The sequence below is a fragment of the Lacticaseibacillus camelliae DSM 22697 = JCM 13995 genome, assembly GCF_001436615.1.
Taxonomy (GTDB): Bacteria; Bacillota; Bacilli; order Lactobacillales; family Lactobacillaceae; genus Lacticaseibacillus; species Lacticaseibacillus camelliae.
The window spans coordinates 52,223-77,973 of sequence record NZ_AYZJ01000028.1 but is presented as its reverse complement, the minus strand read 5'-3'; the positions used below and the strand labels follow the sequence as shown (position 1 = coordinate 77,973).

Here is a 25,751-nt window from a genome sequence, read left to right as displayed (position 1 = left end):
ATCGTGATGCAGGGACGCCTGCGTTTTGGGCTAAAACCGCTTTGTGTCTCAGCCTCCACTTTTTAGTCTAGGTTAAAACTAATGTCAAGGTTGGTGACACTATTCGTCAGGTACCCCAAAGAGAGCGATGTGACCCCGGAACCCGCATACGCATGCAAATTTGCCAGCGTGATCCCGCCGGAAACCTCGGTCTGAATGGTATCCGGCACTAGGGCCTGCCAAGCCCGCACGGTTTGTGGGGTTTGGTTATCGAACATGATGATGTCGGCCTGAGCAGCGATTGCGGCCAGCAATTCTGCGTGGGTTTCGACTTCGACTTCAATCATTTTGGTTGGGCCGATTGCGCGGCGTAGCTGGGTGATTGCCGTACCTAAGTCGCCGAATGCTGCCCAGTGGTTATCCTTCAGCATGGCCAGGTCATAAAGACCGAAGCGGTGATTAATGCCGCCGCCGCAACGGACTGCGTACTTGTCAAACACGCGCAGCCCCGGTGCCGTTTTGCGGGTGTCCAGCAGGTTGATGCTGGGATCAGCTAGTGTTGCCACCGCTTGGGCCGTCGCCGTTGCAATCCCACTCATCCGCTGCATCAGATTCAAGCTCAGGCGTTCGGCGGCTAGAATGTCTGCCATACTGCCCTCGACGCGGGCAATGATGGTACCTTCTTCAAGCTTCTCACCATCTGCAATGAGTGGGGTGTAGGTCACGTGATGACCCAATAGCCGGTACAAGAAATCAGGGATTTGGCTGCCTGACAGGATACCTGCTGTTTTGGCGAGAAACGATCCAGTGGCTGTCCGTTCACCCAGCAGCGGTGCAGTCAGGTCGCCAGTTCCCAAGTCTTCATCAATAAACCGAGTCAGCGGTTTAGCCACACGCTCAAAATCAAGTCCCATGTGTTGATTCTCCCATCTAGACAACGGTACCATGACCGTTTTCACCGCAATAAAAGTGCAATTTACTTTTATCAATCAAGGTAACGCTACGCCTGGGCTAGCGCAGTGTCAAGACATAGGTTTTTGACGGTCGGCCGACGCCCGCTTTAGCGGTCACACCGGTAGGCTTCAGCATTGCCGCGTGGTTCCGCAAGAAGTTGGAGTTGTCTGGTTCGATGCGGCCGAATTCGGCAAAAATCAGTCGGGCCTGTTTGAGCGTGAAACTGTCGCCAAGAATGAACAAAATTGTGGGCTGGTAGTCGAGTTTGTTGCGAATTCTGCTGCACGCAACGGTCAAGATCCAATTATGGTCGAACGCCAAGCCGGTCGTCGGGGTTTGATCAGTCAGGTATTCGTCAGCTTTTAAAGAGTAAAAACGAAGCCGCTGGTAGTTGAAGGTAAAGATACCGCCCGGTTGGCGGCTCAAGGCAAACCACTCAGCATCGCTGGCACCTGGGCCAGGCACCAAGGGCGGGCGTTGCGGCAAGTAGATCATGTAACTCAACGATAACGCGCGTTCACTGGGGTCGCGGTCGGCAGCCGTAAAGGTGGCTAACTGCTCGGCATAACCGGCGTCAAGGCGTAAGCCAATTTTCTCGCGAACGAGGCGCAAAGCGGCTTCATGGGCGCTTTCGCCCTCTCGCATGGCAGTTTCCGGGAGTGCCCAATACCCGGCAAACGGCTGGTCGCTGCGTTTGATCAGCAGGACATTCACCTGCTTTGTGGCGGGGTCAAAACTCCAAATAATGTTGGTGATCGTGATCAAGGGATGAGCAAGCGTCGTCATTTTGAACCTCCTTAACAGGCTCAGTTTAAGCGCGCCAATTGTTTTCCGCAATCTCAAAGCGCGTTCACTAAAGCGCAGGCTGCCATTAGGCGCTGATTGGAGGCAGGTGTTGAAGCAAGAAAAAACCGACTGTCCAAGGCAGTCGGCTCACTTCGGCAAAAGTGTGAACAATCAAAGGGTAGTGCGGTGATCCTAAAGCTGAACCCTTTCCTGATCAAGGAAGTACTGCAGCGGCTTCAGCTCTTCACCGTCGTAGTAGGCAAACAGGTCGTCAAGCGTGGCGACGGACTGTTCGGCGTCATTGGCGTTGAACTCCGGCGCGACGGTTTCCTGAACCCTGCCGTCGACAATCTTCACCTTCAGCGCTTCGACTGGGAAGCCGCGCTTCAACGTGATCTTGGCGTTGAGGACGAACGGCCGCCCGGCGCTGGTGACTTCAATGGCCTTGGCGAAGGCGGCCGCAAGCTCGCTTGATTTGGTGACCGTGGCACCTTCGATGCCCATGCCTGCCGCGATTTTCTGGAAGTCCTGATCCTCAAGGTCGATTCCCGAGTAATCATGCATCCCTGGAATGTCGGCCTGTTCATCGCGAATGAACCCCAGGGTGGTGTTCGAGGTCACAATGTTGAGAATTGGCAGGTGATACTTCTTCTCCGTGATGAGATCCTGCATGACCATGGAAAAGGCCCCATCGCCGGAAATTGACACGATTTGCCGGTCCGGATATTCGAGGGCCCCGGCGATCGCGCCCGGGATCCCCGCGCCCATCGAGGCAAACAGGGCAGATACGGTCCACTTGTTCGTCGGCGTGACCTTCAAATAGCGCAGCAGGTTGATCGTGTTGTCGCCAACGTCCAGGGCGACCACGGTTTGCGGATTTGTCACCTGGTTAAGTGCCTGGTAAAGGGGTTCAAATTCTAGTGGGGCGGTTTCGCGGGTGGCCAGTTTTTGAAGGTAGCCCTGCCAGTTACGGTTGTCGGCCACGGCAGCCTTGAAAAACGGGGTCGGGGCGACCGCCGTGGCGCGGGTCAGCATTTTTTCAACGAACTGGGTCGCATCACTCCAGATGCCCAGGTCGATGTAATGGTGGCGGCCAAACTCGGCTTCGTCGTTATCCACCTGGATGAACTTGAAGTCGTGGCGCGTGTAGACGTTGTTGGCGAACGGAAAATCGGCGCCCAGCGCAATGACCAAATCGGCAATGTCCATGATTTCGTTGGCCGACTTTGAACCGGCGCGGTTGACAAACCCAATGTTTCCTTCGTAATCCTCGTCGATCATGCCTTTGGTCAAACCGGTTTGAATGATTGGGATCTGCAGCTTTTGGGATAGTTCGATCAGCTTGGGCCCGCCTTGACGAATCCCGCGCCCGACGTGAAAGACCGGGCGCTTTGCCGCCGCGACCATCGCCAAGACTTGGTCAACCTCGGCGTCGGTGGCCAGTGGCTCGGGCTGCGGCTTGCGGTCAGACGGGCTGGTGGACTTGTATGGCACATCCGGAATCTGCGCGTAACCAAAGTCGTTGGGAATAATGACCACGGCCACGCCGCGGTTCTTATAGGCTTCACGGATGGCTTTGTCGACGACGTAAGGCAGACTTTCCGGGGTCATGACGGTCCGGCAGTAAGCGGCAACGTCCGCGAACATCGGGCCTTCATCAAACTCCTGAAAGAAGTTGTAGTTCATCTTGTCGTGCGGCACCTGGCCGACCAAGGCCAGGACCGGCGCGTGATCCTCGCGTGCGTCGTAAAGGCCTGTCAGCAGGTTAGTGGCGCCGGGACCGGCGGACCCAAAAGTCACGGCGACCTTGCCAGTCAGCTTGGCGTCGGCACTCGCAGCCAGGGCGCCCACCTGTTCGTGGCGCACTTGAATGTATTTGATGGTCGCTTTTTCCTGCTCCAAGGCGGACATGGTGGAGTTAAACGAGCCGCCTGGGTAGCCATAAATATGCTTGACACCCCAAGCCTCAAGCACCTTCAGCATTGCAACACTTGCGGGAACTGTGTTTGTCATGATCGCGCACTTCCTTATGTGGATTTAATAACGATTGTAGGCAATTACTACGTTTACAATGTATCATCTCAAGAAAACGGTTGCAACAGTTTTAACCAATTTTGTGTCACAAAACTTTTTATCGACCGGCCAGGCAATAAGAGGCATGGGCAGGCAGGTTGAGCGCCGGCGGGAGTTTTAAACTGGTCAAGTCGTTTTGCTAGGTAAGCGCTTCAATCGGTGCTACGCTTCAATTGAATCCGCGAGGCGTGCTGTTTCACTGGGAGGCAGGGGCCTCGCCGCCAAGGAGGGAGAGCAATATGCGCACTGAAATGTTGGGGATGATCCTAGCCGGTGGGCAGGGGACGCGCTTGGGCAAACTGACCCGTACCACTGCGAAACCGTCTGTGCCGTTTGGGGGCCGTTATCGGATCATCGATTTTACGTTGAGCAACTTGGCCAACTCCGGGGTCGATACCGTTGGGGTGGTCACGCAGTATCAGCCGCTTGAGCTCAACCGCCACGTCCAAAATGGGGCGGCGTGGGGGCTCAACGTTGCCGGCGCCGGGGTCACGATTTTGCAGCCGTACGCGTCCAGCGAAGGGGAAAAGTTTTTCGAAGGCACTGCGCACGCAATTTACCAAAATATCGCCTACATCGACTCCTACGATCCGGACTATCTCCTAGTGCTGTCGGGCGATCACATTTACAAAATGGACTACGGCCGGATGCTGCGCGCCCATAAGCTGAAGAAGGCGGCGCTAACGGTGGCCGTGATGCCGGTGCCCAAGGCAGATGCGCCGCGGTTTGGGATCATGAACACCGATGACACGGACCGCATTATCGAATTTCAAGAAAAGCCTAAGGAACCCAAATCCAATCTGGCCTCGATGGGCATTTACATTTTTAACTGGCCGACCTTGCGCCGTTACCTGACCGAAAGCTATGCGACAGACGGCAAAATGGAGGACTTCGGCAACGATGTGATCCCAGCGTACCTGGCGCACAACGAGCCGACATACGCGTACGCGTTCCATGGCTACTGGAAGGACGTCGGGACGATCCAGTCGCTGTGGGAGGCCAATATGGAATTTCTGTCGCCGACCAATTCGCTGAACATTGCTAACCGCAGCTGGCGGATCTTTTCGCAAACCGAGCCGCTGCCGCCGATGTTTCTGACCAAAACGGCGAAAGTTTCGCGCTCGATGCTCACGGACGGTTCTTACATCGCAGGGACGGTGGATCACAGTGTGCTGTCGCAAAGTGTGCGTGTCGGCGAGGGCAGTACGGTGAAGGATTCAATGATCATGCCCAACGCCACCATCGGCAAAAATGTCACCATCGACCACGCCATCATCGGCGAGAATGCCATTGTTGGGGATAACGGCGAGGTGATCGGCAAGCCCGAAGGCATCGCCGTTGTCGGGTACGGGGAAGCCGTGGGCAGAAAGGAGAAAGCATGACACAAGGAGAACTGAGCGCCGTCATCGACCTGAATGAAGATGGCGAGGCGCTGCTGCCGCTGACCGCCAACCGGCCGGTCGGCACGCTGCCGTTTGCCGGGCGCTACCGCCTGATCGATTTTCCGCTCAGTGCGGTCACTCATGCCGGAGTCCACAGCGTCGGGCTGTTCATGCCGCAGTCGGCGCGGTCGGTGCAAGATCATATTCGCGATGGGGCTTCCTGGAACCTTGACCTGATTCAGGGCGGGGTGTTCATGTTTCCGTACATCGCCACGCGCGACTACAGCGATCCCGCGTTGCGCCAGCGCTACTACGATGACTACACAACTTTTCTGCGCCGTAGCGGCTCGACTTACACCGTGATCATCGGCAGCAGCAACATCGCGTCAGTCGATCTCGCGGCTGTCTTGGCTTATCACCAGGCCGGCGATGCGCCGATCACGCTGGTGTACAAGAAACTGCCGGCGCAAGACATTACCCCGGACGACTGGACGCTGACTTTGTCCGAGCAGGGCACCGCCAGCGCGATCCTGCGCCAAAAAGACCGCCGCGAGCGTCTGAGTGACACGGTGCCGGCCTTCATGGATACGTACCTGCTCGCCACCGCGGATCTAATCGATCTGTTAGACGTTGCCGCCGGCTCTCAGACCCTGGTGACGCTGCCGGAGCTGCTGCGCGATTACGTGCTGGCCAATAACGCGAATGCCTTTGAGTACACCGGCTATTTGGCGCGCGTCTCCAGTATGCAACGCTTTTTTGAGGCCAGTCTGGGGATGCTGGACGATGCGAACTACCAGTCGCTGATGTTCTCGGCAGTGCCGGTGTTGACGAAAAGTAAAAACGAGGTGCCGACCTTCTTTGCCCGTGGTGCAGAAGTGAGCGACGCCTTGCTGGGCACCGGCGCATACGTTGAAGGCAAAATTACGCACAGCGTCATTTCGCGCAGTGTCGTGGTCCACCAAGGGGCGACCGTTGACCACAGCATCGTTATGCAAGGCGCCAAAATTTCTACCGGCTCGACCGTCAAGTACGCGATTCTCGACAAGGGCGTGGTGATCGGCCCCAACCTTCAGCTTGAGGGCAAGCCTGAGGCGCCACTGGTGATTGGCAAAAACCGGACCATTTTGAAAACGTCTGACTTGACGCCGCAGCCAGCGTGATCGGCCACGAAATAAGGGCGCGAGATATCCATCAGATATCCATCAATGACATCGGCGCGGGCCATAAAGCCACACCCAAGCACACAGATACCGCTGCACCGCGATTTTAAAAACGAATCGTGGCGCAGCGGTACTTGCGTTTTGGGCGAAACAAGCTGTATGCCTCAGCTGGTTATTTGGCTGGCTGCCGCGGGTCGAGTTCGACATCAGCGGTGACGCTGGCGGTTTGATACGGAAAGTGGCTCTCCGAAAACTCGAACGGTTCACCTTCAATCGTGTAGCTGACCTGCTGAATCACCAAAACGGGGTCGTTGCGCTTGGCGCCAATGGCCTTGACGTCCGTTGCGGTGGCCTTGATGGCGTAAACCGTGCGGTGCGAGCCGGCAATCGAAATGCCGTGGGCCCGCAGCGCGGCGTAAATCGAGCCGTGCAAGATGTCCTCGGTGATCGGCATGACCGCCGTGGGCATGATTGTGTGCTCGTACGAGAAAAGTTTCTGGTCAACATAGCGGACCCGGTCGATGACGTAAACCGGATCCGTGGGGCAGATGACCAAAGCGTCCTTTTCGCGCTCGTTAGGCATGCGTGCGGTGAAGCCGAGAATCTTGCTCGTGACCTGATGGCCCGGTTTGGTGGCTGTGGTCCCTAACGGTTTATCGATGGGGGAAATTTCGTTTTGCGGGCTGGGCTGGTAATCTTTGCGCAAAAATGTGCCGGCGCCGCGTTTCGAGTAAACCACGCCTTCGACGATCAGGAGCTGGATCGCCTTGCGAATCGTGATGCGCGTGGTGTGAAACTGCTTGGCCAGCTGCTCCTGATCGGGGAGTAGCGCGCCAGGGGCATACGTGCCATCAGTGAACATCTTCAGGAGCGACTGCGCGATCTGCTGGTATTTGTACATGCAAGCGTCCCCTTCCTATTGTTTTATCTTCTCACTTTGATTGTACGACACAGCGCCTGAAAGGTCAGCTGTTTCCTCTTTTCAAAATAAAAGTATACACAAATATAAAAAAAGTGTTTACACGGTCAAATGAAAGCGCCATAATGTAACCGGATCCAAGAAATGATTAGGAGGCTGCGCAGTATGAGTCAAGCTTTACCGAACGGATTTTTATGGGGCAATTCCACTTCCAGCATGCAGACAGAAGGCGGCTGGAATGAAGGCGGCAAGGGCAAGTCGGTGTACGACGACCGCCCAGCTTCGAAGGACGCTTCGGACTGGCACGTTGCCATTGACGATTACCACCGCTACGACGAGGACATTAAGCTCATGGCCGATCAGGGCATGAATGCTTACCGGTTCCAGATTTCCTGGAGCCGGGTCTGCCCGACCGGCGATGGCGACTTCAACGAGGAAGGAATTAAATTCTATTCCGACTTGATCGATAAGCTCATCAAGGCCGGGATCACCCCGATGATTTGCCTGTACCACTTCGACATGCCACTGGCGTTAGCCGAGAAGTATAACGGTTTCGCTAGCCGCCATGTTGTTGAGGCGTTTGTGCGCTACGGCAAGAAGATGGTCGATGAGTTCGCAAAACGGGTTCCGTACTGGATCACGTTCAACGAGCAAAACCTCTACTTTATGCCTGACGCGTACCGCATCGCGGGTGACCTAGATGGTGAACGGAGCGACTCCGCTTTGTACACCATTTCCCACCACGTGATGGTCGCCCACGCCGAGGTCGCCAATTACCTGCACGAGCATTCCAACGCCAAAATCGGTGGCATGCTCGCCTACAGTGAGGTTTACCCGGCCAGCTCCAACCCGCGCGACATTCTCTACGCGCGCCAGATCGATGAGTTTTTCAACAAGAATTTGCTGGACGTGTTCATTAACGGCCAGTACTCCACGGAAGTCATGACCTTCGTCAAGAACCATGGCATCGACATGGACTTTACCGACGCCGACAAGGCCGCATTCAAGCAGCTGAACAGCGATTTCATCGCCTTTTCCTACTACCGGTCCGGTCAGATCAATTCCGACAAGGTGCCGATCAACACGATTGTCAACCACTATCTCGACTACGGCTCCGAGCAAGTGCCCGGGCTGCAGGTCAACGAGTGGGGCTGGAATGTTGATCCGCTCGGCTTCCGCGACATTCTCACCAAAGTTTACGATCAGTACCACGTGCCGATGTTCCCGATTGAAAATGGGATCGGCGTTCGCGAGCACTACACCGGCAAGGAGATCCAGGATGACTACCGGATCGACTATCACCGCGTGCACATTCAAGCGCTCAAGGATGCTGTGTATGAAGATGGCGTCAAGGTCATCGGCTACCTCGGCTGGGGCCTGATCGATATTCCTAGCTCCAGCGGCAACATGGACAAGCGTTACGGCATGGTCTATGTCAACCGCACCAACTCAGATCTGAAGGATCTTAAGCGGGTCCCGAAGAAGTCATACGCCTGGTTCAAGCACGTGATCGAAACCAATGGTGCGGATCTGAGTTAAAGCATCTAGCTATTTTTTCCGTGTTTTATCAGTATGAAAAAGGGGGATTATTTATGGCCAAAGAGACCTCGTCCGAGAAGTTGCAGAACAATGCCTTCTTGAACAAGTTTACGGAGATCGCGGTCAAGTTTGGCAACCTGCTGTATTTGCGCTCATTGCGTGATGCGTTCGCTGTCATCCTGCCGGTCTTCATTATCGCCGGCCTGGGCACAATGCTTAACAACACTGTGTTCGTCTGGTTGTTTAAAGGTGCCACACTTGCCAAATGGCAGGTGTTCGGCAACGCCATTACTAATGGGACGTTGAACGTCGCCGGTGTCCTGGTCGCACCAATGATTGGGTACTGCCTGGCTAAGAATATGAACTTCGACAACGGCATCGCTGCCGCTGCGATGTCACTGGCCTGCACGTTCATCGTTATGCCACAATCCGTGCCGCTGACCACACTGGCCGGCAAGAGCGTTACAGTCACCGGTGGGTACTCCACACTGTGGACAGGCACCCAAGGCATGTTTGGTGGGATCATCGTTGGCTTGGTTGCCACGACCATCTTTGTCAAGCTTGCCAACGTTAAGAAACTGCAGATTCACCTGGGCGAAAACATTCCGCCGGCTGTTTCGGCGTCATTCAGTGTTTTGATTCCGGCCTTGATCCTGATGTCCTGCTTCGCGATCATCACCGCGCTGCTTTCCGGGATCTTCAACTCCGACCTGATCGGTTTGATCAAGACCTGGATTCAGGAGCCTCTGCGTGGGTTTAACACTAGTCTGGTTGGCTACTGTGTCATTTACTTCTTTGCCAACTTGCTGTTCACCTTCGGGATTCACCAGACCGTCCTTTCCGGCTCTCTGCTCGATCCGCTGGTTCTGATCAACATGAACCAGAACATGGCGGCTTATGCTGCTCACAAGGCGATTCCTTACATCATCAACACCAGTTTTGTTTCCAGTTTCACCTTGGTCGGCGGCTCTGGTTCCACCATTTCGCTGATCATCGCGATCCTGCTGTTCAGTAAAGTAAAGTCATCCCGTCAGGTCGCGGCTTTGTCTCTCGGGCCTGGGATCTTCAACATTAACGAACCCATGATCTTCGGCTATCCAATCGTCTTTAACCTGCCAATGATGATTCCGTTCGTTCTGTTCCCAATTATCGGGACGTTAATCGGTTACTACGCAACGTACTTCAACTTGATCTCCAGAATGGTTGTTCTGGTTCCTTGGACCACACCGCCGATTATCGGCCCTTGGCTCGCCACTGCTGGTGACTGGCGTGCGGTCGTTGTTCAGATCATCGTCATCGCCGTTGGGGTTCTGCTTTACCTGCCATTCATGAAGATTTCCGAGCGGGTTGCTGCTCAGGAAGCCAAGATGGACGAAGCAGATTCTGCTGAAGCTTAGTTAAACGTGCGAAGGAGGGTAGACATGGAGAAAAGGAAACCTGCCGCTGGCAATCCACGGCGCATCTGGATCAGTATCGCTGGTGCGGTATTGATGCTGATGCTGGCAATCAATGACATCAGCCGTTTCGGCTGGGGCATTGTGACCCTTTCGACGTTTGCCATCTGCGCGTACTTTATCTATGAAATTGTCCAAACCATTCGCGATCCTGAACGGGTCGCCAATCGGATTGACAAACATCACCGGTGGCATTAACACCAACAAGCAGTCCGCTGCAAAAGTAGCGGGCTGTTTTGCTGTCTGCGATTTGGTCAGCCGAAAAGGTCGCCGGAAAAATATTTTTGCTTGGTCAAAATAAATAGTTGACAGCGGTTTCATTGTGTGCAATACTATCTTTGGATGACGAGTGGGTGGGGCAGGAACAACCCCATCAGCACCACTCGCCAACTACCGGGCACTCCGACCTCACTGTGAGGTTGACCCGGCGTGCTGAGCCGCCAGCTGGTTGGCTATGAAGACCATACCTCAACGTATGGGGTCCTTTCAGGACGCATGGCAGGATGCTGCTATCACTTTCCTAACTTAACAAAGCGACCCGAAGCGGTAACGCAACGGGGATAGCAGGCGGGGGATGACCTCGCAATAAAAAGCCACCGGGGAGATTCGGTGGCACGGGACACCATTTCGAAAGGAGTGGTGTCTTTGTCGTGCCTTCATTTTGATAGCCCGTCCATACGCGAGTCCTTATTTCTCTATTGATTTCGCTTACATGGTATACTCGCGGTGAAAAGGGGGCGAAGGCATGGACGAGGAGCTTGCCGAGTGGCTGTACTTGTTTAACCGTGGTCAGGATAATCAGAGTTTCAGGCGCTTCGGCGCGCATCGAGTCGGGTCTGATGACTGGCAGTTTTTGGTGTGGGCGCCGCACGCGCAAGCCGTTGCGGTTGTTGGCGAGTTCTCGGGCTGGCAGCCGGTGCCCCTATCTAAGTTGGGCGCGACGGGCTGCTGGCGGGGCGAGCACCAAGGCGTGGCGGGACAGCTGTACAAAATTCAGATGACGACCCGCACTGGCGAAATCGTCGAGAAGATCGATCCGTACGCGTTTGCCTTCGAAAAAAAGCCCGGCACCGCGGCTAGGTTGGCCGACTTGCCGCGGCGGGTCTGGCGGGATGGCGCCTGGTTGGCCGGGCGCGGTGCGCATCGCTCCTACGACCGGCCGCTCAACATTTACGAGGTGCACCTGGGCTCGTTCAAACGGCACGCGGACGGCAGTTACCTGACCTACCTAGAGGCAATCGATGAAATCCTGCCTTACGTGAAAAAACTGGGTTACACGCACCTGGAGCTCATGCCGCTGATGGAGCACCTGCTGGACGCCAGCTGGGGGTATCAGCTGATGGGTTATTTTGCCCCGACCAGCCGGTTTGGGCCACCCCAGGATTTTCTGGCGTTCATTGACGCCGCGCACCAACTGGGCCTGGGAGTGATCATGGACTGGGTGCCGGGCCATTTTATCCGCAACACCGACACGCTGGCGCAGTTCGACGGCACGCCGACCTTTGAGTACGCTGATCCTCACCGTGCCGATAATGTCCGGTGGGGCACCTGGAACTTTGATCTGGGCAAGGCGCAGGTGCAAAGCTTTCTGCTGTCTTCGGCAATGTTCTGGCTGGACTGGTGCCACCTCGACGGGCTGCGCGTCGATGCCGTGTCAAACATGCTGTACATGGATTACGATGCCGGCAAAGCGCATGATCGCAATCGCTTCGGGGGCCGCGAGAACCTGGAAGGCACGGATTTTTTGAAGCGGCTCAATACTGAAGTATTCGCTGCCCACCCGGACGTGTTGATGATCGCGGAGGAAAGCTCCGACTACCCTAAGGTCTCCGCGCCAATCATTGCCGGTGGGCTGGGATTCAACTACAAGTGGAGCATGGGCTGGATGAACGACACCCTGAAGTACTTCAGTACCGACCCGTACGCGCGGCAAGCGCACATCGATCAGCTGACGTTTTCCTGGGTGTACATGCAAAATGAGCAGTTCATTCTGCCGTTTTCTCATGACGAGGTGGTGCACGGGAAAAAATCGTTGATGCACAAAATGCCGGGGGATCGGTACAACCAGTTTGCTAACCTGCGCACCATGGCCGTTTGGCAAATGACCTTTCCCGGGAAAAAGCTTTTGTTTATGGGCAGCGAGTGGGGGCAGTTCCTCGAGTGGCGCGACTGGAGCCAGCTGGAGTGGGTGGATTTAAAGGACCCGCTGAACGCGAAAATGCAGACCTTCACCACTGCCTTGAATCACCTCTATCAGGGCACGCCGGCGCTGTGGCAGAAAGATTTTCAAGCAGACGGGATCCAGATCACCATCGGGGATCGCAGCGACGTGATCGTGTACGAACGGCGCGGTAAGGCGGGGGCTTGCATGATCGTGGTGCTGAACCTTTTGCCAGAGCAGCGTGATGCCTTCATCGTCCCGGTGCCCCATGCCGGGACCTATGAAATCGTGCTGAACACCGAAAGCGCGCGGTTCGGCGGCACTTGGACGCACCTGCAGCGGATTTTGCGTACGCGCGGTCAGCCTGAGCGCGGCCAGCCGGATAGTGTCGAAGTGGTGCTGCCAGCAATGGGGGCGCTGTTGATCAAGCCGCTGACAGAAAGAATTCGCAGGGAGGATTCCTTGGAGGTGACACAAAATGACTAAAGTCTTATTTGCGGCCGCGGAGGGCGCGCCGTTTTATAAAACCGGGGGGCTGGGCGACGTAGCCTATGCGCTGCCCCAGGCGCTGCACAAAGCCGGCGTCGATGTGCGCGTGGTCCTGCCTTTTTATGGCCAACTGCTGCCGGCGCAATACGCGGCCAAGCTGAAGAATCTGGCGCAATTTACGGTGCAGGTGGGCGGGCATGCCAAGTACGTCGGCGTGAAGACCCTGAACTTGAACGGCGTGCCGTACTACCTGATCGACAACGAGGAGTTTTTCGGCCGGGACGGGCTTTACGGCTACTGGGACGACGGCGGCCGCTTCGGCTTTTTCCAGATGGCCGTTATTGAGATGCTGCAGGTGCTGGACTTTATTCCCGACGTCTTGCACGTCAACGACTGGCACACTGCCTTCATTCCGGTGCTGCTGCGCGACAAGTACGCCTGGATCGAGGCCTACCAAGGCATCAAAACGGAACTGACCATTCACAATCTGCAGTTTCAGGGGTGGTTCCCGGCCAGCATTCTGGACACGGTTTTCGGCATTGGGCGGCAGTATTTCAACGACGACGGGTTTGCTCAGGACGGCCAAGTCAACTGGCTTAAAGGCGGAATCAATTTTGCTGACCTGATCACCACGGTCAGCCCGTCGTATGCGCAGGAGATTCAGACCCCGGCATTTGGCCAGCAGCTCGACGGCAGCCTGCGTCGTCAGAACTGGAAGCTGCGGGGGATTTTGAACGGCATTGACACCAAACTGTACGATCCGGCCAAGGACAGAAATCTCAAGGTGCCGTTCTCGGCGAAAACGGTCAGGGACAAGGCCAAGGATAAGCGCGACTTGCAGAAAACGGTGGGCCTGCCGCAGCGCAGTGTGCCGCTGTTTGGCATCGTGTCGCGGCTGACGCGGCAAAAGGGCGTCGATCAGCTGCTGATGGCCCTGGCGCAGCTGCTCCCAGGCGAAGACCTTCAGGTGGTCATGCTGGGGACCGGCGACAGTGATTTGGAAGAGGGCTTCAACCACCTGCGCGACCGCTTTGCCGGCAAAGTGGCCAGTCTGGTTCGGTTCGACGAAGGCTTGGCCCAAAAAATTTATGGTGGGGCCGACTTTTTCGTCATGCCCAGTGCCTTTGAGCCCAGCGGGCTGGCGCAGATGATGGCCATGCGTTACGGCACGCTGCCGATTGTCCACGAAACCGGCGGCCTGCGCGATTCCGTGCAGGCGTACGACGCGACCACTGGCCGCGGCACCGGTTTTTCGTATTACGATTTTACGCCGCAAGTGCTGGGCGAGACACTGGTGCGTGCGGCCAAGATCTGGCGTGATCAACCCAAGGTGTACTTGCAGCTGCAGCAGCAGGCCATGGCCCAGGACTTTGATTGGACGCATGCGGCCAAGGATTACCTTGCAACCTACCGCCAGCTGTAGAAAATGGAGGGAAAACGCATGGCACTGACGACCGCGCAATTTGTGCACGAATTTGAGGACAATGCGTTGGCGCTGTTTGCTGACGACTTGCAGAAGCTGTCGCCGCAGCAGCAGTACCAGGCCCTGGCCGTGACGGTCAAGCGCTATTACGCCAAAGACTGGGCCACCACTAAGGACCATTACGACCGGACGCAGCAAAAACAGGTGTACTATTTTTCCATTGAGTTTCTGCCCGGGCGGCTGCTGGCGTCGAATCTGCTGAATTTGGGAATCAAGGCCACGGTGGAGTCCGGGCTGCACCAGTTGGGACTCGACCCGGCCAAAATCTATGCGCAGGAGGCCGACCCCGGGCTGGGTAACGGTGGGCTGGGCCGGCTGGCGGCCGCGTTTTTGGACAGTATGGCCAGTATTGGGATGGCCGGCAACGGCAATGGCATTCGCTACCAGTACGGGCTGTTTCAGCAGCGGTTCGTCGACGGCTACCAAGTCGAGCTGCCGGACGACTGGCTGCGCGATCCGGACATGTGGGAAACGCGCAAGGAAAATCGGGCGGTGATCGTGAAGTACGGCGGGCAAGTTGAACTGCGGCCGCGGCCTAACGGCAGTCTGCAGGCCATTTACCACGACACCGACGACGTCCTCGCGGTTCCTTACGACACGCCAATGGTTGGTTACCACACCGGCGTGGTCAACACGTTGCGGCTTTGGCGCGCCGAAACGGTGCCTGGCCGCGTCCACAACCTTGCGGAAAAAGCGCGGGTCAATCAGATCACGCAGATTCTTTACCCCGATGATTCGGATTCGGCGGGGCGGGAGTTGCGCCTGCGTCAGGAGTACTTTTTCGTGTCCGCCGGCATTCAAAGCATCGTGACCCACTTCAAGCGGTTCCACAGCGATTTGGCGGTGTTACCGCATTTTGTCGCGATTCACATCAACGACACGCACCCGGCGATGGCGGTGCTCGAGCTCATGCGCATTCTGCTGGATGAAGAGGAAATGAGCTGGGACCAGGCCTGGGGGGTAACCGTGGCCACCATGAGTTACACCAATCACACCCTGATGACCGAGGCGCTGGAAAGCTGGCCCCAGTCGATGTTTGAAGCCCTGCTGCCGCGGCTGTTTCAAATTGCGCAAGAGGTCGATCGACGATTTCGGTTGGCGTACACTCGGCGCTACGGTGAGCTGTTGATCAACAATGCGGCGCCGCTGGCGAACGGGCAGTTGCGCATGGCGTTTCTGGCGGTGATCGGCAGCCATTCTGTCAACGGGGTCGCGAAACTTCATTCGGAGCTGCTGAAGCAGAGCGTGCTGAAGGACTTGTACCAGATTTTTCCGGAGCGGTTTAGAAATGAGACGAACGGCATCACACAGCGGCGGTGGGTTCAGCTCGCCGACCCCGCCTTGGCCAATTTGATCGACCAAAAAATTGGGTCAGCGTGGCGGCGTGACCCGTTGCAGCTGACGCAGCTGCGTCAGTTTGAAAACGACGAGTCGTTTTTGCGGGCCCTGCTGGCGGCCAAGCACCAGAATAAGCTGCGCCTGGCAGACCTCATTCAGCGGCAGTTGGGGTTGACCGTCGCGCCTTCCGCCATGTTCGACGTGTAGATCAAGCGCCTCCACGCCTACAAACGCCAGCTGCTGCATGTTTTCGGCATTCTGGAGGCTTATCTGGCAATCAAAGGTGGAGCGGACCGGCCGCCACGGGTGCATGTTTTCGGGGCCAAAGCGGCCCCTAGCTACCAGTACGCCAAGGCCGTGATCAAGCTAATCAACGCGGTGGCTGATCTGGTGAACCACGACCCTGCGGTCAACGCCAAACTCAAGGTGGCCTTTATGCCAAACTATGGGGTCAGCTTGGCTGAACAGATCATTCCCGCGGCCGATGTTTCAGAGCAGATCTCGCTGGCGGGGACCGAGGCGTCCGGCACCTCAAACATGAAGCTGATGGCAACGGGGGCCATTACGCTGGCCACGCTGGACGGTGCCAACATCGAGATCCGAGACGCCGCTGGCCAAGACACGATGGCGGTGTTTGGGCTGACTGCTCAGCAGGTCGAGCGCGTCCAGCGTGACCACAGCTATCACGCCCGGGCGCTCTACGAAAAGGACCCGCTGCTTCACCAAATTGTCGACATGCTGACGGATGGGTCGATTCCCGGTATTGCCAGTGAGGGCCGCGAGATTCAGGATGAGCTGCTTGAGTACAACGACAATTACTTCGTGCTGGCCGACTTTGAAAGCTATCTGGCTGCTTCGCGCCGGCTGGATGATCTGTATCTGACACCGCTGACGTGGGGCAAGTTGGCTTTGAGGGGCATTGCCGCAAGCGGGCAGTTTGCGGCCGACTTCACGGTGGCCCACTACGGCCGTGAAATTTGGCAGGTGCTGCCGACCCAGCCGGCTGACGAATAGGAGGGGCTGATGGAATACGATTCGTTTTTGGACCGCCAGCCGGGCGGCGCAGTGACTGCAGGCACTGCCCTGCATTTCACCGTGCGTGGCACTGATGCTGACAGCGTGATGCTAATGCTGCGTCAAGACGGGCAGGCGGCTTTGTCAACGAACTTGGCGCACACCGCAGACGCGTTTGAAGGGGCAACGCCACCACTGTCGTCTGGCCTGTGGTTTTACCGGTTTGTCGTGGTCGGCCCCCGTGGCACGCAGATTTTGGCGCCAACTCGCACCGGCCTTGGCGGCGTTTCAGTTGCCTACCAGGAGCAAGCCGCGGCCGCCTGGTATCAGCTCACGGTCGTGGCCCGGCAGGAGACAGTGCCGGCGTGGTACGAAAACGCGCGAATCTACCATATTTTTGTTGACCGCTTCAATAACGGCAACGCCGATGGCCACGTCAATGCGCCAAAATCCAACACTTTTTTATACGGCCAGTTGACAGACGATCCTTATTACGTCAAGGATGGCGCCGGCGAGGTGGTGCGCTGGGATTTTTACGGCGGTAATCTGCAGGGCATCAGCCAACAGCTCGACCTGATTCAGCAACGCGGGTTCACCGCACTCTACTTGAGCCCAATTTTTGAGGCCGCCAGCAATCATCGCTACGACACCGGCGATTACTTCAAAATTGATCCGGTACTCGGCACGCTGGCCGACTTTAAGGCCCTGGTTCAAGCCGTGCACGCGCGGGGGATGCACCTGATTTTGGACGGGGTGTTCAACCACGTGGGGCGAGACTCGCGCTACTTCAACGCGCTGGGGCATTACCCAACGGTTGGTGCGGCCCAGGACGCTGCTAGTCCGTACGCGGATTGGTTCACCTTTAAACATTTTCCGGATGATTACTCGAGTTGGTGGGGAGTGATGGATCTTCCCGCTATCAATAAGCAGAGCCAATCGTTTCACCAGTTCATCGCCGGTGGGCCCGATTCGGTGCTCGGTTACTGGACCGGCCTTGGCGTCGACGGCTGGCGGCTGGACGTGGCCGATGAGCTCGATCTGGACTTTTTGCGCCAGATCCGCCAGCTGTTAGACCGGTACCCGGACCGGGTGGTGATCGGCGAAGTCTGGGAGGACGCGTCCAATAAGGTGGCATACGGGACCAGACGCCCGTACCTGATGGGAGATATGCTCCAAAGTGTGATGAATTACCCGCAGCGTACGCTGATCTTGGAGTTTGTGCTGGGCAGACAGTCAGCTGCCGCGGTGCTTCAGCAGCTGCTTTCGCTGCGCGAGAATTATCCTGCTGCGGTGTTCAATTCCAATTTCACCAGTTTGGGCACGCACGATACGCCGCGGGTGCTGACGGTCCTGAATGGTGATCTCACCGCGCTGGCGCAGGCCGTGCTGCTGTGGACGGTGCTGCCAGGTAACCAGGTCGGCTATTATGGCGATGAAGTCGGGCTGACCGGCAGCGCCGATCCGGCGAATCGCAAGTACTATCCTTGGCGGCGTGAAAACCAGACGGTGCTGAACCTCTATGCGCAGGCGGCAAAATGGCGCCAGGAGCCTGCTTTGCAGGCGGCCGCATTGTTTACTGGCTTCACGTTTGGCGCTGGTCTTGGCGTTGTGCGGGAAAGTGCCGACCAGACGCTCGTGGCGTTGTTCAACCCCACGAAAGCGCCGCTGACCTTTTCCCGCGCTCAGGCCGACTTGCGCTACTTGAGCGCCGACCAGCAGGTGCGGCTGCGCACCACAAAGATTCCCGCCCACAGTCAGGTGCTTCAGTTGCTGGACTAAAAAGAAGTCAAGTCAAAATATCCTAGTGGTGGCTTATATCGCCACGCCCAAGTGCACAAACGCCCCTGGTCCGCGATTCCAAAAAGAAACCGTGGCCCAGGAGCGCTTGTGCTTTGCGCTAAAGCTGCTTCATGGTGCAGCCGCTTTGATCTTAATGGTCCATTTCCGGCATCAGCGTCTCGCGCAGCCCGCCGGTTTGGCTGATCCGGGTGTCCTTGGTGATGAACACGGCCTCGGCGCCTTCGTTTTCAATCAGGTCAATGCCATCAGGGAGGCCCGCATAAAAGCCAATTGAGGACAGGACATCCGCTTTTTCCGCGGAATCTGCCACGACCGTGATGCTGGCCATGTCGGATTCCACTGGACTGCCGGTTTGCGGATCCAGCAGATGGTGGTAAATGTGGCCCTGCCGGTCGAAGTGGCGGAAGTAGATGCCGGTGGTGACTAAGGCCTTCGGGGCGGTCGTCAGCGTGGCAATCGGGGGGTTCTTCGGCGTGCGCGGGTCAGGCAGGCCAATCTGCCAAAGCGGCACGCCCGTCTCGCCGCTGCCGATCAGCACCTGGTTGCCGGCAAGGTCGATTCGACCGCCGGTGACACCGCGCCGGGCCCACAGCCGGGCGAGTTCGTCGAGGATGAAGCCTTTGGCGATGCCGCCAAGGTCCAGCGACATCCCGGCTTGGCTAAGAAACACGGTTTGCGCCTCGGAGTCTAAAATGACCTGTTCTGGGTCGGTCAAGGCAAGGCGCGCTTTGATTTGGTCGGAGGCGGGGACGCTTGCATCGTCAAATCCGATCCGCCAAAGTGCGACCAAGGGGCCGATCAACGCGTTGTACCCAAGGCCGCGCTTGCTCCAGGCCACGGCGCGAGCAATCAAGTTAAACACGGGGCGGACCGGGATCTGCACCGGCGCAATTCCCGCCTGCTGGTTGATTTGCGTCAGCAGTGAGTCTGGGTCGTAGAAGGACAACAGCTTGGCGTACGCGGACACCAAGGCCACGCTTTTATCGAACGTGCCAGCTTCGCCGCCGCTGTAAATGATGAGGGTGTTCTTGGCACCCAGGCCGTCAAACTGAAATGTGGCTGTCATGGGAGAACCTCTTTTCCTAGTGCCGCGAGCCGGCACACTACTAGTTTTATTATCCTTCCATCAGCAAGCGTTTTCAAGCTGTGACTGCTAAAGTCATCGGTAAAGAAAAGATTTTTTATAAAATGTCAAGACACAGGAAAGAAAAGGAGTATTATAAAAAGCAATAATACTTTGGAGGTGTTGGTGTTGACAAATTACACAGCAGCCCACGAGGCTGCTTTGAATGAGTTTAAAGCGGATATTGGCCATCTGAATGCGCTGGCTAACGCAAACCGGCAGAAGCTGCTCATGATTTTGGGGCAGAGCGGCGACAGCAAAGGGGTCAAGGTCAATGACCTGGCGAAGAAAATCGGGCTTTCGCAACCAGCCACCTCACACCACTTGAAGACACTTCACGATATTGGCATGGTGGGGTCACGCCAAGAAGGCAATGTCGTTTATTACTACTTAACGCTTGACGATACGATTCAGCGACTGGAACGGATCACGGCGGCGCTGCGGGCCCGGGCGGCGGAAACGGTGGATGAGGATTGACAGTCCGGTGGCCTGGTGGGACACTAGAGTCAATATTTCGACCGGAAGTTCAGTAGTTGTGCAGTGGATGCCTCAGAAAGTCGGCGGGTGATGAGAGCCGGCCTTCGCTGCTAGACGAATTACAGCTTCGCAGTGCGGCTCACGAGTGATGGCGTTATTCATCAAGAGTGATGGCTTTAGCCATAACGTGGGTGGTACCGCGGAATTTTTCCGTCCCTGTTTGCAGATGCAAGCGGGGGCTTTTTTTCGGTCGTGACTTTAATTTCCTGTTCAGAGTTTTTAAGGAGGAACATGATGACAGAGAATATCTTAGACGAGCTGGCGTGGCGCGGAGCTTTGAATCAGATCACCGATGAGGATGGATTGCGCAAGCTCACAACGGAAAAGCACGTTGGTATCTACGTGGGGACGGACCCGACCGGCGATTCGCTGCACGTCGGTCACCTGATCCCGTTCATGATGCTCAAGCGGTTCCAGCTGATGGGACACAAACCGGTGATCGTCATCGGCGGCGGCACCGGATCAATTGGCGACCCGTCCGGCCGCAACTCTGAGCGGGTGCTGCAGACGATGGCCACCATCGATGAGAACAAGAAAAAGCTGACCGCGCAAATGGAGCGCCTGTTTGGCACCGATAATTTTCGCATCGTCGACAACTACTCTTGGCTCAGCAAACTCAGCCTGCTGGACTTTCTGCGTGACTACGGGAAGCTGTTCCCGGTCAACCAGATGCTGAACAAGGAAGTTGTCGCCAGCCGGCTGGAAAATGGGATCTCCTACACCGAGTTCACTTACCAGATCCTGCAGTCGATCGACTTTTTGAAGCTGTACCAAACCGAGGACGTGCAGGTACAGCTGGGCGGCGCCGATCAGTGGGGCAACATTACCGCTGGCATCGACCTGATCCATAAGGTCGAAGGCCCGGATGCCAAGGTGTACGGGCTCACGAACCCGTTGATGCTCAAAGCTGATGGCACCAAGTTTGGCAAATCCGCCGGCGGTGCCGTTTGGCTCGACCCGGAGAAGACTTCACCGTACGAGTTCTACCAGTTCTGGTTCAACCAGGACGACAAGGACGTGGAGAAGTTTCTGAAGTTCTTTACCTTCTTATCTAAAGACGAGATCCAGCAGCTGGTCGAAGCGACCCAGACGCACCCGGAGAAGCGGGAAGCGCAGCGCCGGCTAGCCCAAGAGGTCACCAAGTTTGTTCACGGGCAAAAAGCCGTCGACCAGGCCGAAGCCATTTCTGCCGCGCTGTTCTCTGGCGATGTCCAGGACCTGACTGCCGAAGAAATTGAGCAGGGCTTCAAGCAATTTCCAAGTAAAACGGCGCCACGGACTGCTGAAAACATTGTGACCTGGCTGGTCGATACGACTGGTATCGAGTCGTCGCGGCGCCAGGCGCGCGAGGATGTCCAAAATGGGGCCATCACTATTAACGGGACCAAGCAGCGCGACTTGGACTTCACGGTCGATCCGAGCGCTCACTTTGCTGGTGAATTTACGATCGTGCGCCGCGGGAAAAAGAAGTACTTCCTGGTGCGCATTCAGAAGTAGCCGGGGACTCAATCGATAGAAGCAAAGGTGGCCAATGTGCCGCCTTTTTCGTCGCCGAAAGGGAGCGCGCGCCGGTCAGGATGCTATACTGAATAAAAAGGGGGAAACGGCATGGCTTATTCGGTGATCGGCGCCACTTACCAACATCAATCGCTGTCAGTCTTTTATTCAGGCCAGGACAGCTTGCAACCGCTCAATTTTAAAGCGGCGTGCAAGGAGGCCTTGCGCCTGCTGAATGCAGAGCTTGCCGCCTGTCCGCTTCCGGATATTCACGAGTTGGCGGAGCAAGTCCTGAATTTTGCCATGGCCCAGTCGCCAAAGTTGCATCAGCTGGAAGAGGCGACTGGAGACTCGCTTTCAGTGAGCTGGTTTGCCGATGACCACTTTGTCATCGCAGTGATGGACCGCACCGAGGCGTTTCAGCTGCACATCGAGGTCGTACCGGTCCATCAGCCTGCAGAGCAATAACTCATTTTGGCTTCGGCGTGGTTGCCGAAGCTTTTTTAATGGCCGTGTTCAAACTGACTTACTTTGTTAACGACTATGTAACGCCTCTGTAATCTGTGACTGCTATGGTCAAGCTAGTTAATTTCGGAGGAGTGTGTCGAGAATGAAGTTTGGGAGAGTCGTTGTTTCTTTGGGGGTTGCAGCACTGATCGGTGTGAGTGGGGTGTCGCTGAACGTGGTGTCTGCTGCTTCTTCAACGGATAATGCGAGTCAGTCATCCACAAGCTTGATTCAAAAACTGCAAGCCGCGCAAAACAAGGTCATGAAGGCGTCCAATGACGCGTCCAACCTGGTGACGCAGATCGATGAGACGCAGACAGCCATTGACGCCACGCAAACTAAGATCACGGCTTACCAAAGCCAGATCAAAAAGGCTGACGCCGAGGTCAAGAGCCGGCGCGCAGTGCTGAGAAAGCAACTGATTTCCCTGCAAAAGCAGGTCGGCAATTCAGTGACTGGCAATATTTACTTTGACTTTATGCTGAACGCCAAGGACTTTTCAGATTTAATTTCGCGCGGGTTCACGGTGAACAAGCTGAACCAAGCCTCCCAGGAAGCCTTGCAGGCGGTCCAGGATGCCGAGGCCAAGGCGAAGACCTTGAGTCAGGAACTAACCGCGAAAAAAGCGCAGTTGGTTGCCAGCAAGGCTAAACTGACCGCTTCTAAGGCCCAATTTGACGCGGCGGCCAAGCAGGCCACTGCCGATGCGGCTTCGTTGCAGAAGCAGGTCGATGCGAATAAGGCTAAATTGACTGCGCTTGCGACTTCTAATAACAAAGCCACTGCGGCAACTGCGAAGGCGCTAGTTGACTCAGCCGCACCGCAGGCCAAGAGCGTTTCTGCGGCCACCAAGAGCCAGGTTTCTAAGACAACTGGGTCAGCAAGTGTCGCAGTGCAGGTCGCGCACCGGACGCGCGCGGTTGCTGCGCCTTCCACGACTGGTTCACGCTCAGTTGCGCCATCACTTCACGGTGGGTCACTGGTAGCAAACGCACTGGCCATGCAAGGTGTGCCTTACGTTTACGGCGGCAAGACTGCTGCAGGGGTTGACTGCTCCGGGCTGGTTTATGTTGCCGGCCGCGCCGCAGGAATTCCTGCTTTCAGCACCTATCACACATCGCAGGCACTGAGCTCAATGGGTAAGATGGTTTCGCTGTCCAGCTTGCAGCCAGGCGACTTGCTTTTCTGGGGTGGCGTTGGCTCAGCTTATCACGTGGCCATTTATGTTGGTGGTGGCACCTATGTCCACGCGCCGAAGCCAGGCGATCATGTTCACACGGCCAGCATTAATGGCTGGCGGCCAAACTTCGCTCGCCGGATCTAATGCAGTGATAGAATCGGAAAAGCCCGCAAATAAATTGTGGGCTTTTTTGGTGGCTAGAATCTGAATATTTCCTGTTGCCTTTTCAGGCCAAATGTGGGTGTACACGGCTCCAAATTGGGGGAATGTGTCGTTTGTCACACTGCAGCCAAATCGCGCCATGACGGACTTTAATTGTTAACGCTGCTGTAACACGGCTGTAACGTTCGGTTGGTACATTAGACTACAGTTAATTCATTGAGGAGTGAATGTTTAATGAAATTTTCCAAAACCTTATCAGTTATCGCGGTGGCTGCACTGCTTAGTGCCGGCACCTTAAGTACCGGAACGATTGTTTCTGCTGATTCCGTCAGCGACGCCAAGAGTGCCGTTTCCAAGAACCAGTCGGCGACCGCAGCGCTTGTGGCTAAGTTGCAGGATGCCCAGGTCAACGTCAGCAAGATCAACAACCAGATTTCCGACAAAGTCGTCTCGATTCAAAAAACGCAGGATAGCATCGATGCTGCCCAGGCGAAGATCGCGGATTATGACGGCCAGATTGCCAAGGCCACTGCCGAAGTCAACAGCCGCAAAGCGGTCCTGAAGAAGCAGTTGGTCTCCCTACAAAAGCAGGTCGGTGATTCTGTCACCGGTAACGTTTACTTGGACTTCATGCTGAACGCTAAAGATCTGTCTGATTTGATCTCTCGCGGCTTCACCGTCAACAAACTGAACCAGGCCAGTCAGGAAGCTCTGACGGCGGTTCAGGAGGCAAAAGCCAAGGTTGCGTCACTGAAGGCTGATCAGGAAGCCAAGAAGCAGCAGTTGGTCACCAGCAAAGCAACCTTGGTTGCCGATAAGGCTAAGCTTGACACCATGAAGACCAGCGCGACGAAGCAGGCCAATGACCTCTCCGCTCAGGTCGAGGCCAACAAAGCTAAGCTGACTGATCTGCAGAACACAGTTTCCAAGGCGACGGCTGACGCTGCTGCGGCACTGGTTGCGCAGGCCAACGCGGCGAAGGCTGCTAAGGCGGCACCGGCTCAGGCAACAACAAAGACGCAGAGCAAGACGCAGACTGCAAGCGTCGTTCAAACTAGCCATCACACTGCACCGGCCGCAACCGCGACCATTGCCTCGGCAACGCCGGCCGCTCATTACGGCAGTAACATGTCCGGCTTTGTTGCGGCGGCACTGGCGCAGCGCGGCAAGCCGTACGTCTGGGGCGCTGCTGGTCCTTCATCCTTCGACTGCTCCGGGCTTGTCGTTTACGCCGCTAAGCTTTCTGGTCTTGGCAGCTTGCCTCACCAGGCTTCGCAGCTTCAGCAGCTTGGTTCTTCTGTCTCGCTGTCCAACCTCCAACCAGGCGACCTGCTGTTCTGGGGCGCGCCAGCATACCACGTGGCCATCTACATCGGTGGCGGCACCTTCGTTCACGCGCCAAACGCTGGCCAAACCGTGACGACGCAGAGTGTTGGTTCATGGACGCCAACTAACGCACGGCGGATCTAAAGCGTTAAACATTCACTCACTGAAGTCGGCAAGTTGCCGGCTTTTTTGATTGGGTTTTTTAGGGTAAAATAGGCGTAACTATGAAGGAGGGTCATCGATGCAGCACAAGCTGATTGTGATCACCGGCGCGACGGGGACCGGCAAGACAACCGTTTCTTCCTATTTGAAAAGGCACTACGGGGTGAATCGGGTGATGACGCACACCACCAGGCCGCAGCGGCCGGGCGAGATTGACGGCGTGGATTACTATTTCGAGACGCCGGCCAGTTTTGCCGCCAAGCACTACATCGAGCATGTGACATACGCGGGCTACGAGTACGGCAGTTCCTTTGAGTCCCTCAACCAGGCCTGGGCGCAGGCGGACTTTGTGTCGATCGTGCTGGACACGAAAGGGGCGCTGACTTACGCCCGGCAGCTGGGAGATAAAATCGCGGTGCTGTACCTGACCATTGAGGACCCCAGCATTCTCAGGCAGCGCCTGCTTGATCGCGGCGATCCCCAGGCAATGATTGAAAAGCGGCTGGCCTCGCCCGAGTATAAACGTGATCTGCGGCTGCCTGCAGGGTTAGCGGCGGTGGCGACGGAGATTAAAAATGATGACTGGGCGCTGGCCTGTCGCCAGATTGACGTGTTCATGGCGCAGCTTATCGATACGGCGGTGACCCCGGGTTAATTGCCGGTCGGCAGCAGTTGTGATAAGCTAGCTTTAATCGTAATCAATCCGATTTAGAAAGCGGAGGTCGT

At 56.4% G+C, this 25,751-nt stretch carries 19 protein-coding genes and 1 pseudogene; 15 read left to right on the top strand and 5 right to left on the bottom strand.

From position 1 onward, the window contains the following. Window positions 1-62: 62 nt before the first annotated feature. The 3 genes from nadC to spxB form a co-directional block, all read right to left on the bottom strand. The gene (gene nadC, locus FC75_RS05720; protein WP_054661666.1) at window positions 63-893 is read right to left on the bottom strand and encodes a carboxylating nicotinate-nucleotide diphosphorylase; all 831 of its coding nucleotides are present in this window, start codon (window positions 891-893) and stop codon (window positions 63-65) included. Between the two features lie 97 nt (window positions 894-990). Continuing rightward, entirely contained in the window at window positions 991-1,719 is a 729-nt protein-coding gene (locus FC75_RS05715) for an NUDIX domain-containing protein (protein ID WP_056989366.1), read from the bottom strand. A gap of 192 nt (window positions 1,720-1,911) precedes the next feature. Beyond that, a complete protein-coding gene (gene spxB, locus FC75_RS05710; RefSeq protein WP_162261099.1) occupies window positions 1,912-3,735 on the bottom strand; it encodes a pyruvate oxidase in 1,824 nt (607 codons plus the stop codon). A 296-nt stretch (window positions 3,736-4,031) separates the two neighbouring features. On the opposite strand from spxB, the gene FC75_RS05705 reads away from it, so the two are divergent. After that, window positions 4,032-5,174, top strand: coding sequence for a glucose-1-phosphate adenylyltransferase (locus FC75_RS05705; protein ID WP_054661663.1), 1,143 nt, complete (start codon window positions 4,032-4,034; stop codon window positions 5,172-5,174). Next, entirely contained in the window at window positions 5,171-6,334 is a 1,164-nt protein-coding gene (glgD, locus tag FC75_RS05700; protein WP_056989364.1) for a glucose-1-phosphate adenylyltransferase subunit GlgD, read from the top strand. Before FC75_RS05705 ends, glgD begins: the two co-directional genes overlap by 4 nt. Window positions 6,335-6,506: 172 nt before the next feature. Here glgD and FC75_RS05695 read toward each other — a convergent pair whose 3' ends face one another. Further along, window positions 6,507-7,235, bottom strand: coding sequence for a GntR family transcriptional regulator (locus tag FC75_RS05695; RefSeq protein WP_056989363.1), 729 nt, complete (start codon window positions 7,233-7,235; stop codon window positions 6,507-6,509). A gap of 183 nt (window positions 7,236-7,418) precedes the next feature. Between FC75_RS05695 and FC75_RS05690 the strand changes: the two genes are divergently transcribed. The 7 genes and pseudogenes from FC75_RS05690 to FC75_RS05660 all read left to right on the top strand — a co-directional run bounded on the left by FC75_RS05690 (window position 7,419) and on the right by FC75_RS05660 (window position 18,510). Beyond that, window positions 7,419-8,792, top strand: coding sequence for a glycoside hydrolase family 1 protein (locus FC75_RS05690; protein WP_054661660.1), 1,374 nt, complete (start codon window positions 7,419-7,421; stop codon window positions 8,790-8,792). A 53-nt stretch (window positions 8,793-8,845) separates the two neighbouring features. Further along, window positions 8,846-10,189 (top strand): PTS sugar transporter subunit IIC, encoded by a 1,344-nt coding sequence (locus FC75_RS05685; RefSeq protein ID WP_054661657.1) that lies wholly within the window; start codon window positions 8,846-8,848, stop codon window positions 10,187-10,189. Between the two features lie 24 nt (window positions 10,190-10,213). Next, a complete protein-coding gene (locus tag FC75_RS05680) occupies window positions 10,214-10,444 on the top strand; it encodes a hypothetical protein (RefSeq protein ID WP_054661654.1) in 231 nt (76 codons plus the stop codon). A gap of 547 nt (window positions 10,445-10,991) precedes the next feature. Then, window positions 10,992-12,893: a 1,4-alpha-glucan branching protein GlgB gene (glgB, locus tag FC75_RS05675; RefSeq protein ID WP_056989362.1), complete on the top strand. Its 1,902-nt coding sequence runs from the start codon at window positions 10,992-10,994 to the stop codon at window positions 12,891-12,893. Further along, complete coding sequence (gene glgA, locus FC75_RS05670; RefSeq protein ID WP_056989361.1) at window positions 12,886-14,319, top strand: glycogen synthase GlgA; 1,434 nt, start codon at window positions 12,886-12,888, stop codon at window positions 14,317-14,319. Before glgB ends, glgA begins: the two co-directional genes overlap by 8 nt. An 18-nt stretch (window positions 14,320-14,337) precedes the next feature. Then, window positions 14,338-16,731, top strand: a pseudogene (locus FC75_RS05665) (glycogen/starch/alpha-glucan phosphorylase). 6 nt (window positions 16,732-16,737) lie between these two features. Beyond that, window positions 16,738-18,510: a glycoside hydrolase family 13 protein gene (locus FC75_RS05660; protein ID WP_056989360.1), complete on the top strand. Its 1,773-nt coding sequence runs from the start codon at window positions 16,738-16,740 to the stop codon at window positions 18,508-18,510. 151 nt (window positions 18,511-18,661) lie between these two features. Here FC75_RS05660 and FC75_RS05655 read toward each other — a convergent pair whose 3' ends face one another. Next, window positions 18,662-19,597, bottom strand: a complete 936-nt coding sequence (locus FC75_RS05655) for an FAD:protein FMN transferase (RefSeq protein ID WP_054661647.1) — start codon at window positions 19,595-19,597, stop codon at window positions 18,662-18,664. A 186-nt stretch (window positions 19,598-19,783) separates the two neighbouring features. Here FC75_RS05655 and FC75_RS05650 point away from each other — a divergent pair, with 186 nt between their 5' ends. The 6 genes from FC75_RS05650 (at window position 19,784) to FC75_RS05625 (ending at window position 25,680) form a co-directional block, all read left to right on the top strand. Then, entirely contained in the window at window positions 19,784-20,131 is a 348-nt protein-coding gene (locus FC75_RS05650) for an ArsR/SmtB family transcription factor (RefSeq protein ID WP_054661671.1), read from the top strand. Between the two features lie 294 nt (window positions 20,132-20,425). Then, window positions 20,426-21,688: a tyrosine--tRNA ligase gene (gene tyrS, locus FC75_RS05645; RefSeq protein WP_056989359.1), complete on the top strand. Its 1,263-nt coding sequence runs from the start codon at window positions 20,426-20,428 to the stop codon at window positions 21,686-21,688. 111 nt (window positions 21,689-21,799) lie between these two features. Further along, window positions 21,800-22,156, top strand: coding sequence for a hypothetical protein (locus FC75_RS05640; RefSeq protein WP_054661644.1), 357 nt, complete (start codon window positions 21,800-21,802; stop codon window positions 22,154-22,156). A 142-nt stretch (window positions 22,157-22,298) separates the two neighbouring features. After that, window positions 22,299-23,519: a C40 family peptidase gene (locus FC75_RS05635; protein WP_056989358.1), complete on the top strand. Its 1,221-nt coding sequence runs from the start codon at window positions 22,299-22,301 to the stop codon at window positions 23,517-23,519. Window positions 23,520-23,771: 252 nt separating this feature from the next. Beyond that, the gene (locus FC75_RS05630; protein ID WP_056989357.1) at window positions 23,772-25,007 is read left to right on the top strand and encodes a C40 family peptidase; all 1,236 of its coding nucleotides are present in this window, start codon (window positions 23,772-23,774) and stop codon (window positions 25,005-25,007) included. A 97-nt stretch (window positions 25,008-25,104) separates the two neighbouring features. Further along, window positions 25,105-25,680: an AAA family ATPase gene (locus FC75_RS05625; RefSeq protein WP_056989356.1), complete on the top strand. Its 576-nt coding sequence runs from the start codon at window positions 25,105-25,107 to the stop codon at window positions 25,678-25,680. Window positions 25,681-25,751 lie beyond the last annotated feature (71 nt).

Coding starts and splice junctions, on each gene's coding strand:
- glgB (WP_056989362.1), top strand. CDS start 10,992: ATGGACGAGGAGCTTGCCGAGTGGCTGTACTTGTTTAACCGTGGTCAG.
- FC75_RS05630 (WP_056989357.1), top strand. CDS start 23,772: ATGAAATTTTCCAAAACCTTATCAGTTATCGCGGTGGCTGCACTGCTT.
- FC75_RS05635 (WP_056989358.1), top strand. CDS start 22,299: ATGAAGTTTGGGAGAGTCGTTGTTTCTTTGGGGGTTGCAGCACTGATC.
- FC75_RS05655 (WP_054661647.1), bottom strand. CDS start 19,597: ATGACAGCCACATTTCAGTTTGACGGCCTGGGTGCCAAGAACACCCTC.
- FC75_RS05680 (WP_054661654.1), top strand. CDS start 10,214: ATGGAGAAAAGGAAACCTGCCGCTGGCAATCCACGGCGCATCTGGATC.
- FC75_RS05705 (WP_054661663.1), top strand. CDS start 4,032: ATGCGCACTGAAATGTTGGGGATGATCCTAGCCGGTGGGCAGGGGACG.
- FC75_RS05715 (WP_056989366.1), bottom strand. CDS start 1,719: ATGACGACGCTTGCTCATCCCTTGATCACGATCACCAACATTATTTGG.
- nadC (WP_054661666.1), bottom strand. CDS start 893: ATGGGACTTGATTTTGAGCGTGTGGCTAAACCGCTGACTCGGTTTATT.
- glgA (WP_056989361.1), top strand. CDS start 12,886: ATGACTAAAGTCTTATTTGCGGCCGCGGAGGGCGCGCCGTTTTATAAA.
- FC75_RS05640 (WP_054661644.1), top strand. CDS start 21,800: ATGGCTTATTCGGTGATCGGCGCCACTTACCAACATCAATCGCTGTCA.
- glgD (WP_056989364.1), top strand. CDS start 5,171: ATGACACAAGGAGAACTGAGCGCCGTCATCGACCTGAATGAAGATGGC.
- tyrS (WP_056989359.1), top strand. CDS start 20,426: ATGACAGAGAATATCTTAGACGAGCTGGCGTGGCGCGGAGCTTTGAAT.
- FC75_RS05625 (WP_056989356.1), top strand. CDS start 25,105: ATGCAGCACAAGCTGATTGTGATCACCGGCGCGACGGGGACCGGCAAG.
- FC75_RS05690 (WP_054661660.1), top strand. CDS start 7,419: ATGAGTCAAGCTTTACCGAACGGATTTTTATGGGGCAATTCCACTTCC.
- FC75_RS05685 (WP_054661657.1), top strand. CDS start 8,846: ATGGCCAAAGAGACCTCGTCCGAGAAGTTGCAGAACAATGCCTTCTTG.
- FC75_RS05695 (WP_056989363.1), bottom strand. CDS start 7,235: ATGTACAAATACCAGCAGATCGCGCAGTCGCTCCTGAAGATGTTCACT.